The sequence below is a fragment of the Plantactinospora sp. A48 genome, assembly GCF_055793945.1.
Genome location: NZ_JBTIXF010000007.1, coordinates 81,102 through 95,774, shown reverse-complemented (window position 1 = coordinate 95,774; position 14,673 = coordinate 81,102). Strand labels below are relative to the sequence as shown.

Sequence of the window (14,673 nt, the reverse complement as noted above, 5' to 3'; positions counted from 1 at the left end):
GACGATCGGCCACCGCCACCGCCACCGCCACCGCCAGCGACGGTCGACCTTCGCCGGGATGGCGATGATCGGCCGTCGCCGGCGGCACGCGGCGGATCAGTACGAGTAGCCCGAGCCGCCGGAGTCGCTCGACCCCGCGTCACCCGAACCGCCGTCCTCGGCGGGCGGGGGCGCGACGGCCTTCGGCGGGGTCTTCGGCACGCAGGTCAGGTTCTTCTTGCCCTCCGGGGTGATGACCCACCAGGTGTTGCCCACGCCCTGGCCCTTCCACTGGCCGGGCTTCTTGTCACCGATGTACCGGTAGACCGGCCATCCGCCGACGGTGAGCTGCCGGGTGCCGTCCGGCCGGTCCATCGTCCCGATCTTGTCGTCGCTGACGCCCTGCAACTCGGTGTTGCCGTCGGTGAGTGCCGGCGGCCACACCCGGGCGCAGGCGTCGACACAGTTCGACGTGGGCGGCTTGGCGGAGTCCTTGTCGAAGCGGTAGAGCACCCAACCCTTCTGGTCGGTCACCACCGCGCCCATCCGGGGCAGTTTCTTGGCGACGAGCTTCTCGGTCAGGGCGACGTTCTGGGTCTTCGGGGCGGCGCCGGTACCCTCGGCCTCGGCCTCGGCCTCCGGCGACGCGGAGGCGGACGGATCCGGCGCCGCGGCGGCCTCGTTGGCCACCTGCTGGGTGTCGTTGGTGCCGTTGTTGGCGTTGTATCCGGCGGGGGCGCAGGCCGTGAGAGAAACCATGGCGCCGGCAACGATGACGGATCGCTTGATCAGTGCCACGTGCCCTCCTTCGATTGTCAGGTCGTCACGAGGTACGGCGGGCGCCGGTCCCGCGGATGAGTCGATAGACAGTGGACAAAGTCACAAGAATCTGTTGAACCACGTCCGCAGTTGCTGCGTATAAGGGTTCACGGCGCCTCTCGTCCCGAATTGGAAAGAGCCGCACCATGGGCGCCTGAAATGGCCGGACAGTTGTCCCACGCTGACGGAAAGTGGCGGCGGAAGTGCCGGCTCGAACGCCGATCCCGGTGCCTCCGGAACGCTCGGCTGGAAATGCGCCGGAGGGGGCCGGTGGGAAACGCCCGGTCGGCGGCGACGGCGTCCCGCCGGCGGCCCAGTGGGCGGGCCGGCGGAACGCCGCAGCGGAACTCAGAGCGGGACGGTCACCAGCGGGGTGGCGATGCCCCGCTCATCCACCGACTGCACCTGGACCCGGTCGATGTCCTCCCGGGGCACCGCCGTGGCGGCCTGGAGCATCAACGGCATGCGCTGGCTTGCGGTGCCGTAACCCTGGACCGGCACCGTCCAGGTCGAGACGACCTCGGCGCCACCGCCGTGGCGCAGCACGACCAGCCGGCAGTGGCGTGGTCCGGGCAGGCGGGACAGCGCGAACGACAACTGCGTACCGAACGGCTTCGAGGCCAGGATGAGGTCGGCCCGGACTCCCGTGCTGTCGTCGGTCGCGGTGAGCTTCTGGCCGCCTTCCAGGTCGGGACCGCCGAAGCCGGGACCGGGAGCGCCGTTGACCCAACTGTCCGCCGGGGACGGCACGGTGACCGTCGCGGCCGGCGTGCTCGGCCCGGCGATCGGCTGCTGGGCCGAATTGCGGCCCACGGCCAGCGCCGCGCCGGTCGCCAGCACCAGCACCACGAAACCAGCGGCGATGGCCACCACCTGGTGCTGTCGGGACCGTCGCCGGTCCCGGGCCACGGTGACCAGCATCCGGTCCAGCAGGACGTCGTCGGCGGGGGCCCGTTCCACCGGCGGCAGCGCGGTGGCGTCCACCTCGCCCAGCAGGTCGACGACCGGCAGCAGTCCCTCCAACTCCGAGGCGCACACCCAGCAGCCGGCCAGGTGCTCCTCGAACCGCTCGGTGTCCTGCGGGTCGAGCACGCCCAGCGCGTACGAGGCGACATCCCAGTGATCGGCGCGGCTCATTCTGTCACCCCCCGCTCCTGCAGTGCCGCCCGCAGCGCGCGAAGGGCGTAGTAGACCCGGGACTTGGCGGTGCCGAGCGGCAGCCCCAACTCCTCGGCGGCCTCCGGCACCGTCCGGCCCCGGAAGTAGGTCGAGATCAGGATCTCCCGATGCGGCTGGCTCAACGCCCGCAGCGCGTCGGCGACGGTCATCGTCCGCAACACCCGCTCAGTGTCGTCGGCCTCCGCGAACGATTCCAGGTCCCGGTCGTACGTCTCGGTCGGCCGGGCCCGTTCGCTGCGATGATCGTCGATCGCGATCCGCCGGGCGACGGTCACCAGCCAGGGCCGCAGTGACGCCTGGCCCTGCGCGCCCAGCCGGTGCGCGTTGCGCCAGGCCCGCAGCAGGGTCTCCTGCACGATGTCCTCGGCCCGCTGCCGGTCACCGCCGGTGAGCCGGAGCACGAACGACAGCAACGGACCGGAGTGCTCCTCGTACAACCGGCGGACCAGATCCTCGGAATGGGTCATCTCTCCCGACACGGCGGAGTGCCGGCCCGCGGCCGATCGTGGCGTCACCGGGTCATCATCGCCGCCCGCGGCCTTTCCGTCGACACGTGTCCACTGTTGGACCGGACGCCGTTCCGCGGTGGCGAACATGCCGCCCTGCCAGCCCGCCGCCAGCGCGTACATCCCGTTCTCCCGTCCTGGCCAGGTGGCGTCGTCCCGCGACCCGCGGCGCCGCCACATGGTACGGACGAGGCGGCGGCTCGGATCAACGAGTCGCGCCGAACATTCCGGCCGGCGGCGGCGTCGACGGCCGGGCCCGCGCGTCGGAGACCACCGGCGCCCCGCCGGTGAACCGGTCCAGCTCCGTGTCCGCCAGCACCCGGCCCGGGAACCAGTCGCCAGCGGCCCGCCGGGACAGGCCGGACACCGGCGGATCGGTGCGGCCCGCCACCAGCACGAGGTTGCCGAACCGCCGGCCGCGCAGCACCGCCGCGTCGGCCACCAGGCAGGCCCGGGGCAGCACCGAACACACCGTCGCCACCTGGCCCCGGGCGTGCCGCAGCGGTGGCCCGTCAGCCACGTTCACCAGGTACGTCCCGTCGGGTCGCAGCACCCGGGCCACCTCGCTGGCGAACTCCACCGAGGTGAGGTGCGCCGGCGTCCGGTCACCCGCGTACACGTCGGAGACCACCAGGTCGTACGCGGCGTCCCGGACGGTCGCCAGCACCGCGCGGGCGTCACCCACCCGGACCCGCAGCCGGGGATCGGGCCGCCACGGCAGGTGGGCGCGGACCAGTTCGACCAGCGCACCGTCGCGTTCGACCACCCGCTGGGTCGAGCCGGGCCGGGTGGCCGTGACGTACCGGGGCAGGGTCAGGGCTCCGCCGCCCAGGTGCAGCACCCGCAGCGGGTCCCCGGCGGGCGCGATCAGGTCGATGGCGGCGGCCATCCGCCGGACGTACTCGAACTCCAGGTGGGTCGGGTCGGCCAGATCGACATGCGACTGCGGCGCGCCGTCGAGCAGCAGCGTGTACGAACGCGGCCGGTCCCGGTCCGCCACCAGCTCGGCCCGGCCGGTGTCGACCTGCGCGACCACCCGGTCGTCCGCCCGCCTGCGTGCCATGCCGCCCAGTATGCCGAAGCAAGGAAGGGCACCTTGTTATCGGTTTCGGTATAGGAAGGGTCCCCTGTTAACGGCACCGGGCCGCCAGCGCGGGTCGACGGCGTTCGGGGTGGGCCGGTCAGCGCCGACCGGTGGTGCGGGCGGTGGCCATGGTGAGCGCCCGGTGCAGCAACCGGGCATCCCCGAGCAGGCCCCGCAGCCGCCGTTCCAACCCGGCGATCGGGACGAGGTTCTGTGGCGCCCGAGGGTCCTTGTACGGGGTGGAGGCGAACCGGGGCAGCGTCACCAGGGACAGGTCCGCCAACGCGATCGCCTCGTCGGCCGGGAGATCGGGGGAGCACTCCACCCGGACGATGCCGGCCCACGGCGCGCCCACCGACCCGGGCAGCCGCAGGTACCACGACCAGCCACCCCAGGCCGTACCGAGATGGAACACCGGCGAGCGCTGCCCGGCGGCCAGCGAGGTGACCACGGCGGTGAGCCGGGCGTCCAGGTACTGGCTGTGCTGGGTCTTCACGTACCCGATGGTGCGCGGCAGCTGGCGCCGGTTGCGCAACGGACCGTCCACCACCAGCAGGTCGGGACCATCGTCGGAGACCGCGGGCGGGACACCTCCGCCTGCTGCGGCCGGCCCGGTACCACCGCGGGCGGCGCCGGAAACCTCCACCTCGAGCGCGGTCAGCGGACCCTGCACGGCCGCCGGCAGTTTGTTCTGCTCGCCCGGCGGGCGCAGCCGGTGAACCGGGTAGTGGATCCGTCCGGCCCACAGATCGTCCGCCGACGGGCTCGCCGTGAACAGCCCCCGGGCCACCCGGGCGCCGGCCAGCTCGGCCACCCCCCGACGCAGGTCGCAGCGGACCACGCCGGCCGCGTACGAGGCGGCCAGCCCCGGGTACGAGGTGCCGTCGTCCTCCCGGGTCCACAGTCCCGCGTCGATCCGGCGTACCCCGTCGACCATCAGGACCACGTCCGGAGCGCGCACGTCGGGACGGACGTCGAGCGGGCGCCAGGCGGCGGCCGGCAGCTCCACGTCCGGCTCGACCTGGGCGCTGCTCGGCGTGGCCGGCCCGGCGGGGGCCTCGAAGGACGCGCCGTACGCCGGGTCCCAGGCGTCGACGAAGAACTCCGCGCCCACTCAGCCGACCCGCTCGACCCGGGCGGTACGCGCGTCCTTGCGCACCTCGAAGCGCACCGGCACCCGCTCGGCCAGCGATGGCACGTGGGTGACCAGACCGACCATCCGGTCCCCCCGGGCCGCGAGATTTTCCAGGGTCGCCGCCACCGTGTCCAGGGTGGCCACGTCCAGGGTCCCGAAGCCCTCGTCCAGCACGATCGACTCCAGGCTGGCCGAGGTGGTGGACAGCCCCGCCAACTGCTCGGACAACGCCAACGCCAGCGCCAGCGACGCCTGGAAGGTCTCCCCGCCGGACAGCGTCCGCACCCCCCGCCGGAGCCCGGCGTCGTGCTGGTCGATCACGAAGAACTCACCCTTGTCGTGGACCAGGTCGTACTGTCCGCCGGACAGCTCGCGCAGGATCCGCGAGGCGCCGTCCACCAGCAGGTCGAGGGCCTCGGCCAGCAACCAGCGCTCGAAGTTGTTGGCCCGCAGGTGCCCGGCCAGCGCCCGGGCCACCCGGCCGGCGCGCTCGTGCTCGGCGCGCTGTTCGCGCAGCGTACCGGCCTGGGCCCGGCGTTCCTCGATCCGGTGGTGCTCGGCCCGGGCCCGTTCCGCGGCCACCGCGGCGGTGCGGGCGGGATCGTCCCCGGCGGTCAGCCGGTGCGCGGTGAAGAGCGTGTCGATGCCCTCCCGGAGCGCCGTCACCCGGACGTGCGCGTCGCGGACCGCCCGGTCGGCGCCCTCGCGGTCAGCGCGCCGCCGGTCCGCCTCGGCGCCGGCGAAGTCGCACAGCGTGCTCCAGGCCGCGGCCAGGTCGTCCCGGTCCGCGGCCGGGGGAGCGTACCGGGCCAGCCCGTCGCGGACGGCGTCGAAGCGGCGCCAGGCGGCGCGGACCTGCTCCTCGGCCGCCTCGGCGTCGGCCCGGGCCCGGCGGGCCTGTTCCCGGGCGGCGCGCACGGCACCGCTGGCGGCGTCCACCTCCCGGCGCAACCCGGCCAGCGCGTCCAGCTCCCGGTGCAGCGTGGCCGGCCCGGGGGAGTCGGCCAGCCGGTCGGCCAGCGTGTGAAGCTGCCCGTCCAGGTGCTCCAGCCGGACCCGGACCCGTTCGGCGGCCCGCTCCACGTCGGTGGCGGTCCGCTCGGCCTGACGTACCTGTTCGGCGGCGGCGTCGGCGGCGGCCCGCGCGGCCTCGCCGGCGGTCCGGGCCGCGGCCACGGTCGACCCGGCCGGCAGGTCGGGCACCTCGGACACCGGCTGGGCGCAGACCGGGCACGCCGCGCCCGCGACGAGGTGGGCGCGCAACGCGGCCGCCCGGTCCGCGGTCTGGGCATCCTGGTACGCCCGGCGGGCATCCTCCAGCTCGGCCACCGTACGCTCGGCGTGCCGTCGGGCCTCGGCCAGCGCGGCGGCGGCGTCGTCGTGCCCGCGCTGCGCCTCGGCCAGCGCGGTACGCAACTGCGCGGCCTCGCCGGACAGCCGGTCCTGCTCCTCGTGCGCCTGCACCAGCAGCCGCAGCGCGGCCGGATCGCCCGCGGCGGCCAACTCGCCGCGCAGCTTCTCCTCCCGTTCCTCGGCCAGGGTCACCGCCGTGGTGGCCTCCGCCGCGGCGGTCCGGGCGGCGGTGACCGCCGCGGCCAGCGTGCCGGCGTCGGCCGGTGGCCGGATCCGGTCCAGCTCGGCGACCTCGGCGTCCAGCGCTGCCAGCGCGGTCTCGGCGGCGAGGGCCGCCTCCCGGGCGGCGGCGAGTTCCGGCGCGGCGGCGCCGACCGCCTCGACCAGTCCGGTCATCGCGGTCACCTGTTCCCGCGCGGCGGCCAGGGCCGCGTCGTCGGCGTCGGTCAGGCCGGCGAGCTGCTTGTCGATCACCTCGAGCTTCGCCTCGGCCTGGCTGGCCCGGCCGGTGGCCCGCTTCTGCACCTCCTCGTAGACGCCCAGGCCCAGCAGGTTGACCAGGATCTGCTGCCGGGTGGCCGGCTTGGCGTGCAGGAAGTCGGCGAACTGCCCCTGTGGCAGCACCACGCAGCTGGTGAACTGGTCGTACGGCAGGCCCACCGCCTCCAGGACCGCCTGTTCCATCTCGGCCGGCGTGCCGGCGAGCACCTCGCCCAGGTCGTCCGGACTCATCCCGGTGTCCAGCTTGGTCACGTCGAAACCGGCCGGCATCAGTTGCAGGCCGGCGTTGCCGGTCTTGGCGTTGCCCCGGGCGTCCCGCCGGACCACCCGGGTCGCGACGTACCGGGCGCCGGCGGACTCGAACACCAGCCGGACCCGGGCCTCGGCGGTGGACGGCGCGAGGGCGTTGCCGATGCCCCGGCTGCTGCCCCAGCGCGGCACCTGGCCGTAGAGCGCGAAACAGATCGCGTCCAGCACCGTCGACTTGCCCGAACCGGTCGGCCCGACCAGGGCGAAGAAGTCCGCGTCGGTGAAGTCGATGGTGGTCTCCTCGCGGAAGACCGTGAAACCGGCCAGATCAAGTCGCAGCGGGCGCACTACCGGTCGACCTCCTCGTAGAGCTCGTCGAACAGCTCGCGGACACCGTCCTCGGCGCCGCCCCGGCTGTCCAGGTAGTCGCCGAACAGCTGCCGAGGTGACCGCCCGGCCCGCTGCGCGGTCCGGGCGCCGCTACCGGCCGCGGCGACCAGCTCGGGATCGATGCGCACCTCCAGGGCGTTCGGCAGCAGCTCCTGGACCTCCTCGCGCAGCCCGGCCCGGGGGGTCTCCCGGACGTACACCCGCAACCACCGGGCCGGCTCCGGCCCACCGGCGGCGGCCGTGGCGTCGTCCCCGGTCGTGCCGTCGGACCCGGCCGCGTCGACGCGGGCCTCCGCACCGTCGGCCCCGGACCCGTCAGCGGCCCCGTCGTCCCCGGACCCGGCGCCGGCCGGGCCGGTCGGTTCGTTTCCCTCGGTCGGGCGGTACCGCTCGGCGAGCCGGGTCAGGTCGGCCAGCGTGCCCCGCACCGTACGCAGGGTGGCGGCGGCCGTGATCGGCACCTCGCGGGTCCGGGCCGCCATCCCGGCACCCACCTCGACGATGGTCACCGAGGGAACGTTCTCCTCCTCACCGAAGTCCACCGCGAGCGGGCTGCCGCTGTAGCGCACCGGACACGGGCCGATCACCTGCTGCGACCGGTGCAGGTGGCCGAGTGCCACGTAGTGCGCGCCGGTCGGGAAGACCGTCGCCGGCACCGCGTACCCGAGCACGGTGTGCGCCTCCCGCTCGCCGCCGCCGGCCTGCGCGCCGACCACCGTGAGGTGCGCGGTCACCAGGTGGACCCGGCCGGGCTCGTCGAAGCCCTCGGTGAGCCGGCCCAGCAGCCGGCCGACGTGGTCCGCGTACGTCTGGGTCGCCTCGGCGGCGGTCAGGTCGTACATCTCGACGGCCCGCACCGCGTACCGCTGGGACAGGAACGGCAGCGCGACCAGCCGCCACGGTTCGCCCCCGGCGGTGCGCCCGTCGATGACGTGGTCGGCGGCGTTCTCCCGGACGCTGCCCCGCAGCACGATGCCGGCGGCCTCGGCCCACGGACGCAGCGCGTCCAAGGCGGCGCCGTTGTCGTGGTTGCCGCCGATCGCCACCACGTCCGCGCCGGTGTTGCGCAGCGCCGACAGGGCCCGGGTGACCAGCCGGGTGGCGTCCGGGCTCGGCGCGGCCGTGTCGTACAGGTCACCGGCCACGATGACCAGGTCGGGCCGCTCGGCGCGGGCCACCTCGACCACCTGGGCCAGCACCGCGATGTGCTCGGCGGTCCGGTTCTGCCCCTTGAGGACCTTTCCGACGTGCCAGTCGGAGGTGTGCAGGATCTTCATGCCGACCCGCTCAGAACGGGATGTCGTCGTCGGAGATGCCACCGGAGCGCGAGCCCACCACGGCGAACGGGTCGGCCGCCTGGGTGATCGAACGCAGCGTCTCGGACGGCGCCGCGCCGGCCTCGGCCACCCGGGTCGCCCAGGCCGGGAACGGGAACTCCAGGCACAGCGGCACCGGGATGTCCGGTTGGTTCACGAACATCGTGCCGGGCTTGGCCAGCAGTGCCCGCTGGCGCTGGGCGGGCGGCAGGAAGCCGTACTCCGGGCGGGACGCCTCGGCCGGGTCCAGCCGGCCCACCACCTTGATCGCCGAGTTCGTCACGATCCGCCGCTCCACCTCGCTGGCCGTCTGCTGCGCGCCGATCAGGATCACCCCCATCGACCGGCCCCGCTCGGCGATGTCCAGCAGCACCTCCTTGATCGGGGAGGAGCCCTCGCGCGGGGCGTACTTGTTCAGCTCGTCGAGCACGACGAACAGCAGCGGTTTCGCGGTGCCGGCCTTCTCCTTGCGCTCGAACTCCGTCTTCAGCGTCACGCCGACCACGAACCGCTGCGCCCGGTCCGGCAGGTTGTGCAGGTCCACCACGGTGACCTGGGCGCTGGCCGTCGTGTTGATCGCGTGCGGGCGGCGGGTGGCCAGATCGCCACGGATCAACCGGGACAGGTCCCGCTTGCTGTTGATCATCCGGCGGGCGAACGCGTTCACCGTGCCCAGGCCCACCGCGCTGCCCGCCCAGTCGGCCCGGGTCTCGTCGTCGGACAACTGCGCCACGACGTGGTCCACCAGATCGGGGTACGAGTTCAGCCGGACGCCGTCGATGCTCACCCCGCCGTCGGCCGGCTGCGCGTACCGGGCCAGGTGCGCGGCCACCGAGTGGACCACCATCGTGTACTGCTGGCGCTCGTCGTCGGCGTCGGCGAAGACGTACGGCAGCAGCCGGTCGGCGCAGAACTCGGTGAGCGTCCAGTAGAAGCTGTCCACCCCGGACAGTCGGCTGGTCACGTCGGGTGTGCCCGAGGAGTCGCCGGCGCGGGGCGGGGCGTACACCCGCACGTCCGAGAAGGCCCCGGCGGGCAGCCCCAACCGGGCGTACGCGGCGGTGGTCGGACCGTCCAGCCGGGCGTTCGGGTGGTCGAGGAAGAGCAGGTCCTCGCCCTTCACGTTGAAGATCAGCGCCTTGGCGTTCACCGCGTCGCCGCCCAGCACGCCCGAGCGGAACACCGAGTAGAGCAGGAAGGTGGCGAAGCTGGTCTTGGTGGCCACGCCCGAGATGCCGGAGATGGAGACGTGCGCGCCCCGGCTGCCGTCCAGGAAGTCCGCGTTCAGGTAGACCGGTACGCCGTCCCGGCCCATCCCCATCGGCACCCGACGGTCCATCCGGTCGAAGTGCAGCGCCCGGGCCCGCGCGTCACCCTCGGCGCGGTACACCGGCGCGCCCGGCTCCGGTGGCACGTACAGCTCGGGGTCGACCCGGGTGGTGGTCACCTCGGCCGCCTCCTGCACCATCGCCGGCAGCGTGCCGTCGGCGATCGCGAACACGTCCGAGTCGAACTGGGCACCCTCGTGCCGCGCGCGGACCTGGGTCACCACCCCGGCGATCAGCACCGGCTCCCGGTCCGGCAGCTCACGGCGGGTCACCACCACGTCGTCCAGTTGCAGATAGCTGCCGGGCGCGACCGCCGTCCAGAACTGCAACGGGGTGGCGTCGGCGGTGCCGAGGACCCGGCCGACCGCCTCGCCCATGGGCTCACCGGTGGTGGCCTCGTCGGTCATCGCGTCGACCTTCCGTCCGCATGGTCATCGCACACCTGTTGCATACTGCCCCACCGGTACGACCCGACGCCAAGCGACGCGGCCGGCTCGGTGAAAGGAAGGGCACCTTGTTAGCGCTTTTCGTATAGCAAGGGCCCCCTGTTAACACTCCGGTGGCCAGACGTCACGCGCTGGAGCCGAAGTGCTGGCCGCAGTCGGAGTGCCGCCCGCCGAGGTGGCGGTCGTTAGGGTCGGTCGGATGCGGCAACGGATGGTGCTCGGTGGGGACGTCAACCTCCAGCGCCGGCGCGAGCCGGCGGCGGCGTTCGCGGGACTGCGACCGGTACTCGACGGGGCGGACGTGCGGTTCGTCAACCTGGAGGGAGCGCTGGCGCCACCCTCGCCGGACGGTGTCGACATTCCGCACAAGCCCGGCTGGAACCACTCAGACCCGCGGATGGTCGAGGCGCTCGTCGCCGCCGGGATCGACGGGGTGAGCTGCGCCAACAATGTCACCTATCCCGCCGGTTCGATGCTGGCCAGCCTGGCCGTGCTGGACTCCGTGGGCATCGGGCACTGTGGGGCCGGCACCGACCTCGAGGCCGCACACCGGCCGCTGTCGATCGAGCGCGCCGGGACCCGGTTCGGCTTTCTCGCGTACACCTCGATCGCCTTTCCGTACGGCCACGCGGCTGGCCCCGGCGTGGCGGGGGTGGCGACGATCCGCGCAACCACCTCGTACGCCCCGGACCCGCGGGTGGCCGAGGTGCCGGGACGACCGCCGACGGTGCTCACCGAGGCGTACCCGGATCAGCTCGCCCGGATGGTGGTCGATGTGACGGCGCTGCGCGCCCGGTGCGACGTGCTGGTCGTCTCCTGTCACTGGGGGGTGGCGAACCAGCCCCCGTGCCACTACCAGCGGCAGATCGGCCGGGCAGCGGTGGATGCCGGCGCCGATCTGGTCATCGGGCATGGCCCCCACTCGGTGGGCGGCATCGAGACGCACGCCGGGCGACCGATCTGCTACAGCCTCGGCAACCTGGTGTTCGACTGGCCGGCGATGGCGGGTCGGTATCTGGACGGGTTGCTGTTGGACTGCGAGATCGAGGACCGCCGACTACGTCGGGTCACCGTCCGCGTCACCCGGCGCGGCCAGGACAACGAGGTACGGCTGCTGGACGGCGCCTCGGCGGAGGCCGTGCTGGCGTCGGTGGCTGCCCAGCCGGCGGACTCGGGGGATGTTAAGAAGGGGCCCTTCCTATACGAAAAGCGATAACAAGGTGCCCTTCCTTTCACCGGTCCCGGGTGTAGCGCAGCAGCAGGGTGCCGTCGTCGGCGGTGAGCACCTGGCGCAGGGCCATCCCGCGTGGCGGTCCGGGCGGTCCGGCGGTGATCCGGCCGGCGCCGGGTCCGGTCAGCAGCGGGCTGAGGGTGAGGCACAGCTCGTCGACCAGGTCGACGGCGGTGAGCGAACCGAACAACTGCGGACCGCCCTCGGACAGCAACTGCCCGTACCCCCGTCGGCGCAGCTCGGCCAGGCCGGCGATCAGGTCGACGCTGCCGTTGCCGGTCCCCCCGCCAGCACCGGTCCCGCCGGCGGTCACAACGTCGGTCCCGCCGCTGGTCACAACGTCGGTCCCGCCGCCGGCCCCGGCGACGGGTCGGGCGCCGGGTTCGGGGCCTGCGTCGTACCGGATGAGGTCCGCGACCCGGTCCAGCCCGGCGGGTGCGACGGCGCGCACCGTGGTCAGCACCACGGGTCGGACCGGCGCCTCGGCCAGCATCGGGGCCGCCGGGTCCAGTCGTAACGTCCCGGAGACGATCACCAGGGTGGGGTGTTCGGTTAGCCCTCGCGCGACCCGCCACTCCCGCTGGCGGGTGCCCAGCCGCAGCGGGCCGTAGCCCTCGTCCCGAAGCGTGCCGGCCCCCACCACGACGGCGTCGCTGACCATCCGGAGCAGCCCGAAGACCCGCTTGTCGGCCGGTGACGACAGCCCGCCGGAGCGGCCGGCCAGGTGGGTGGCGCCGTCCAGGCTGCTGACGAAGTTGACCCGCAGGGTCGGCCGGTCCGTCCGGCCGTACCCGGCGATGAGCGCGGCGTCGTCCAGCGGCGTGGTCGACGGTTCGGGCCAACCGCGTCGGATGCCCGTCCCGGCCGTCATTCGCCGGCCGAACCGGTGACCGGAGGCGTGGGTGCGGGGGTACGGTGCTGGCAGTCGCACCAGTTGCGACCCCGGCAGTCGTCGTGCCGGCTCTCCCGGCACGCTCGGCAGATCATGCCGGCAGCCTATGTCCTCGGGTGGGGGAGCATGCCCCGTCAGGTCTATCAACTCAGGGTGTCCCTCGCGGGGGTCTCGCCGCCGATCTGGCGCCGGGTGCTGATCCCGGGGGGTTACACGCTGGACCGGGTACACCGGGTCTTCCAGCACGTCTTCGGCTGGCACGACTGCCACCTGCACTCGTTCGAGATCGACGGCATCTCGTACGGCGTGCCGGACCCGGCCGGTGAGCTGCTGGTGCGGGACGAGCTGGACCACCGGCTGGACGCGGTGACGGCTCAGGGCGGCCGGTTCCGCTACACCTACGACTTCGGGGACTGGTGGGAGCACGACGCGGTGGTGGAGGAGGTGCTGGCGGCCGACCCGGACGAGCGTTACCCCGTCTGTCTGGACGGCGCGCGGGCGGGTCCGCCCGAGGACGTCGGCGGCCCGCCCGGATATCGCCGGCTCCTCGCGGCGCTGGCGGACCCGGCCGATCCGGAGCGCGACGAGCTTCGCGGCTGGGTCGGTCGGACCTTCGATCCGTCGGCTTTCGACGCCACTCGCGTCACCACCTTGGCACGGCGAATGAGCTGATGCGGAAAACCCGTAACAGCTGATATGGATCACCGTAACAGAATGGGAACGCTCCCATTGCACCCTTGACGGTCTGCGCGCCGCCCGGCACGCTCAGGTGGTGACAAACCCAGCAACCGATCAGCGGGTCCCTCTGCTCGGTGCCGAGCGGGAGCTCACCTTCCCGTCCGGCTTCCGGTGGGGAGCGGCCACCGCGGCCTATCAGATCGAAGGCGCCACCGCCGAGGACGGTCGTACCCCGTCGATCTGGGACACCTTCAGCCACACCCCCGGACGGGTGGTCGAGGGACACACCGGCGACATCGCGTGTGACCACTACCACCGGTTCCGTGACGACGTGCGGCTGATGGCCGACCTCGGGCTGACCGCGTACCGGTTCTCGGTTTCCTGGACCCGCATCCAGCCCGGCGGCCGGGGTCCGGCCAACCAGGCGGGCCTGGACTTCTACCGCCGCCTGATCGACGAACTGCTCGGACACAACATCGAGCCGTGGCTCACCCTCTACCACTGGGACCTCCCGCAGCCGCTGGAGGACGCCGGTGGCTGGCCGGAGCGGGACACGGCGGCACGCTTCGCCGACTACGCCGCGCTGACCCACGAGGCCCTGGGCGACCGGGTGAGCCGCTGGACCACCCTGAACGAGCCCTGGTGCTCGGCCTTCCTCGGCTACGGCTCCGGCGTACACGCGCCCGGCCGGACCGAGCCCGGCGCCGACGTCCGGGCGGCCCACCACCTGATGCTCGGGCACGGCCTGGCCGTGCAGGCCATGCGGGCGGCCCGGCCGGAGAACGAGTTCGGCGTCACCCTCAACCTGTACGCGGTCTCCCCGGCCTCCGAGAAGGAGGTCGACGCGGACGCGGCCCGGCGGATCGACGGGTTGGCCAACCGGATCTTCCTGGACCCGATCCTGCGTGGCGAGTACCCGTCCGACGTGCGCGAGGACCTGCGCGAGGTGAGTGACTTCGGGCATGTCCGCGACGGTGACCTGGCGACCATCTCCACCCCGCTGTCCATGCTCGGCATCAACTACTACAGCCGGCACGTCGTTGCCGCCCAGGTGCCCGAGGCCGAACCCCAGGCGTACTGGCAGGCGCCGTCCTGCTGGCCGGGGAGCGAGAAGGTCCGGTTCGTCACCCGAGGCGTGCCGGTGACCGACATGGAGTGGGAAATCGACGCCCCCGGCCTGGTGGAGACGCTGACGCGGGTCCACCAGGAGTACCCCGAGGTGCCGCTGTACGTCACCGAGAACGGTGCCGCTTTCGTGGATCAGGTCGTCAACGACGAGGTTGACGACCCCGACCGGGTGGCTTTCCTGGACCTGCATGTGCGCGCCTGCCACGAGGCCATCACTGCCGGTGTCCCACTCCGGGGATACTTTGCCTGGTCGCTGCTGGATAATTTCGAATGGGCCTGGGGGTACACCAAGCGGTTCGGCATCACGTACGTCGACTACGAGAGCCAGCGCCGCATCCCCAAGTCCAGCGCCAGGTGGTACTCGGACGTGATCCGGCACAACGGCCTGGCAGCAGGATAGCGGCGCCGGGCGACGATCCGACCGGCGCGACGGCGCGGCGAGGACCGGCGCCGGAGGGC

12 protein-coding genes are annotated in these 14,673 nt (G+C 73.2%); 3 read left to right on the top strand and 9 right to left on the bottom strand.

All coding sequences use genetic code 11. The features are described from left to right. Positions 1-96: 96 nt before the first annotated feature. From ACXN5W_RS06125 to ACXN5W_RS06090, 8 genes are all read right to left on the bottom strand, one after another. Positions 97-777, bottom strand: a complete 681-nt coding sequence (locus ACXN5W_RS06125) for a COG4315 family predicted lipoprotein (protein ID WP_473157156.1) — start codon at positions 775-777, stop codon at positions 97-99. Positions 778-1,146: 369 nt separating this feature from the next. Then, a complete protein-coding gene (locus ACXN5W_RS06120; RefSeq protein WP_473157155.1) occupies positions 1,147-1,935 on the bottom strand; it encodes an anti-sigma factor family protein in 789 nt (262 codons plus the stop codon). Continuing rightward, a complete protein-coding gene (locus ACXN5W_RS06115) occupies positions 1,932-2,663 on the bottom strand; it encodes a sigma-70 family RNA polymerase sigma factor (RefSeq protein WP_473157154.1) in 732 nt (243 codons plus the stop codon). The genes ACXN5W_RS06120 and ACXN5W_RS06115 overlap by 4 nt, the downstream gene beginning before the upstream one ends. 25 nt (positions 2,664-2,688) lie before the next feature. After that, the gene (locus ACXN5W_RS06110; RefSeq protein ID WP_473157153.1) at positions 2,689-3,546 is read right to left on the bottom strand and encodes a spermidine synthase; all 858 of its coding nucleotides are present in this window, start codon (positions 3,544-3,546) and stop codon (positions 2,689-2,691) included. Between the two features lie 118 nt (positions 3,547-3,664). Next, positions 3,665-4,681: a hypothetical protein gene (locus ACXN5W_RS06105; protein WP_473157152.1), complete on the bottom strand. Its 1,017-nt coding sequence runs from the start codon at positions 4,679-4,681 to the stop codon at positions 3,665-3,667. Beyond that, entirely contained in the window at positions 4,682-7,153 is a 2,472-nt protein-coding gene (locus ACXN5W_RS06100) for an AAA family ATPase (protein ID WP_473157151.1), read from the bottom strand. Continuing rightward, a complete protein-coding gene (locus ACXN5W_RS06095) occupies positions 7,153-8,472 on the bottom strand; it encodes an exonuclease SbcCD subunit D (RefSeq protein WP_473157150.1) in 1,320 nt (439 codons plus the stop codon). Before ACXN5W_RS06095 ends, ACXN5W_RS06100 begins: the two co-directional genes overlap by 1 nt. A gap of 10 nt (positions 8,473-8,482) precedes the next feature. Then, the gene (locus tag ACXN5W_RS06090; protein WP_473157149.1) at positions 8,483-10,246 is read right to left on the bottom strand and encodes an ATP-binding protein; all 1,764 of its coding nucleotides are present in this window, start codon (positions 10,244-10,246) and stop codon (positions 8,483-8,485) included. Positions 10,247-10,484: 238 nt separating this feature from the next. Between ACXN5W_RS06090 and ACXN5W_RS06085 the strand changes: the two genes are divergently transcribed. Beyond that, a complete protein-coding gene (locus ACXN5W_RS06085) occupies positions 10,485-11,501 on the top strand; it encodes a CapA family protein (protein WP_473157148.1) in 1,017 nt (338 codons plus the stop codon). A 16-nt stretch (positions 11,502-11,517) separates the two neighbouring features. On the opposite strand, the gene ACXN5W_RS06080 is transcribed toward ACXN5W_RS06085, so the two are convergent. Then, positions 11,518-12,387, bottom strand: coding sequence for a pyrimidine reductase family protein (locus ACXN5W_RS06080; RefSeq protein WP_473157209.1), 870 nt, complete (start codon positions 12,385-12,387; stop codon positions 11,518-11,520). Between the two features lie 147 nt (positions 12,388-12,534). Between ACXN5W_RS06080 and ACXN5W_RS06075 the strand changes: the two genes are divergently transcribed. Next, positions 12,535-13,080, top strand: a complete 546-nt coding sequence (locus ACXN5W_RS06075; RefSeq protein WP_473157147.1) for a plasmid pRiA4b ORF-3 family protein — start codon at positions 12,535-12,537, stop codon at positions 13,078-13,080. A 100-nt stretch (positions 13,081-13,180) separates the two neighbouring features. After that, positions 13,181-14,614: a GH1 family beta-glucosidase gene (locus tag ACXN5W_RS06070; protein ID WP_473157146.1), complete on the top strand. Its 1,434-nt coding sequence runs from the start codon at positions 13,181-13,183 to the stop codon at positions 14,612-14,614. Positions 14,615-14,673 lie beyond the last annotated feature (59 nt).

Excerpts from the sequence above, each read along its gene's own strand:
- ACXN5W_RS06120 (WP_473157155.1), bottom strand. The coding sequence starts at position 1,935 with ATGAGCCGCGCCGATCACTGGGATGTCGCCTCGTACGCGCTGGGCGTG.
- ACXN5W_RS06115 (WP_473157154.1), bottom strand. The coding sequence starts at position 2,663 with ATGTGGCGGCGCCGCGGGTCGCGGGACGACGCCACCTGGCCAGGACGG.
- ACXN5W_RS06110 (WP_473157153.1), bottom strand. The coding sequence starts at position 3,546 with ATGGCACGCAGGCGGGCGGACGACCGGGTGGTCGCGCAGGTCGACACC.
- ACXN5W_RS06095 (WP_473157150.1), bottom strand. The coding sequence starts at position 8,472 with ATGAAGATCCTGCACACCTCCGACTGGCACGTCGGAAAGGTCCTCAAG.
- ACXN5W_RS06090 (WP_473157149.1), bottom strand. The coding sequence starts at position 10,246 with ATGACCGACGAGGCCACCACCGGTGAGCCCATGGGCGAGGCGGTCGGC.
- ACXN5W_RS06085 (WP_473157148.1), top strand. The coding sequence starts at position 10,485 with ATGCGGCAACGGATGGTGCTCGGTGGGGACGTCAACCTCCAGCGCCGG.
- ACXN5W_RS06080 (WP_473157209.1), bottom strand. The coding sequence starts at position 12,387 with ATGACGGCCGGGACGGGCATCCGACGCGGTTGGCCCGAACCGTCGACC.
- ACXN5W_RS06075 (WP_473157147.1), top strand. The coding sequence starts at position 12,535 with ATGCCCCGTCAGGTCTATCAACTCAGGGTGTCCCTCGCGGGGGTCTCG.